At 37.3% G+C, this 1,413-nt stretch carries 2 protein-coding genes; both read right to left on the bottom strand.

Features of this window, described 5'->3' with window-relative positions; all coding sequences use genetic code 11:
- Positions 1-23: 23 nt before the first annotated feature.
- On the bottom strand, positions 24-542 hold the full coding sequence (locus tag G470_RS0111660; RefSeq protein WP_028274941.1) for a DUF5626 family protein: 519 nt from the start codon (positions 540-542) through the stop codon (positions 24-26).
- A gap of 213 nt (positions 543-755) precedes the next feature.
- Positions 756-1,413: replication initiation protein (locus G470_RS0111655; RefSeq protein ID WP_028274940.1), on the bottom strand; the 658-nt coding region annotated here is incomplete at its 5' end.

Below are 1,413 nucleotides of genomic sequence, written 5' to 3'. Positions count from 1 at the left end.
CGCTTTTTTATTTTTTATGTTGTTTATAAAACTTCTGTGTATAATACTCGTGTTCGGCTGTTTAATCTGAATCCACCTAATCTTGCACGTAACTTACCGTTCCAAGAAGGTCCATTGACCCAAGGGAGAGAGGTAGCAAAATCAAAGTTATAATTCGCTTCGTTACCACCATTATCAATCGATAAGTTAGCTGTAGATCCAACGGCAAAATAATATGAACCATCATAAGCTCTAGTAATGTATCCATCTACTATATCCACTTTAAAACTAGCCCATCCTACTACATTGAAATTGCCAGATATTTCATAAGTATGTCTGCCAGACATAGGGACTGTTTTAGGAGAAGATTCTGCCCAATAAGGAGTGATAAGTGGTTCGTCACCACTTATTTTTTTAACAGTAATCGTAACATCTTTTCCTTCAGGCGATTTTACTGTTTCAGTGTAGCTTTCTTTCGCGTCTCTCGCAACCGTTTTCTTTTGTTTGATAAAATTATGAGTAAGTCTAGACCGGTATAGATTATGATTCAATTTGTAAAACATAAAAACAAGAAGATCAAAGATTCTGGCTTTTCAAACCGTTCGATAGAAAAGCCAGAATGACCCAAAGGGCGCACTTATACACGATAAATAATCGTGTATGTGCGTAGAGCAAAAGGCGTGTGCCAGATCCGCTTTCCAAGCGGCCTGACATACGCCTTTTTATGTGAAAAATTGCAGAGCAATTTTAAGAATTCGCTTCGCTCATGCGACTTTTCAATCTACCTCTTTGGAGCTATTTTTTCTAATTTTTTCTAATCTTTTTCTGAATTGTTGCTGTTCTTCTCTTGAGAGCCTTTTTTCTCTTGGAGCAACATAATCGTCTTTAGCCCATTCGGGTAAAGATTCTCTGCGAGTGGGCTTTTTCGCTGTCACGTCTCGCCTTTTTTTCTTCTCATATTTGCTGTCTACCCATGTACCAGCTTTCTCAGGCTTCCAAGTAAATTCATAAGCAATGATTGGAGCCCCACGTTTTTTAGCCTTGATAGGCTTCACTTTTAATCCTACAAAGTATTCTGGCAACTCAGCTCGTATTGGAGCCAAGACTCTTGTATTGATTTCTTTAGCACCATAGCTTTTTGGTACCTGTAACATACCTCTAAATTCCTCAATAGAATATTCTTTTTTGCCAACGGTACGCCATTGTTTAAGTTTTTTAAACATTTCTTTTGCGTATGTAGAGCGGATATTTGTAAATTGTTTCAGTTCGAATTGAGTGAAATTAGCTTCCAGTTTATTTATAACGTACTCGAATTTGCTTGATACCTGCACATCTAAGGTCATATCAGAGAGATCATCTTCCCAATTAGCTTCAAAATACTGAAATAGTGACATGCTTTTTAAGGAATTACTGGTTACCTCTCTGTATCTCATG

This window comes from Atopococcus tabaci DSM 17538, assembly GCF_000429585.1.
GTDB classification, from domain to species: Bacteria; Bacillota; Bacilli; order Lactobacillales; family Carnobacteriaceae_A; genus Atopococcus; species Atopococcus tabaci.
The sequence above is the reverse complement of the archived record's forward strand: the minus strand, read 5'-3'. Positions and strand labels throughout refer to the sequence as shown.

Coding starts and splice junctions, on each gene's coding strand:
- G470_RS0111660 (WP_028274941.1), bottom strand. CDS start 542: ATGTTTTACAAATTGAATCATAATCTATACCGGTCTAGACTTACTCAT.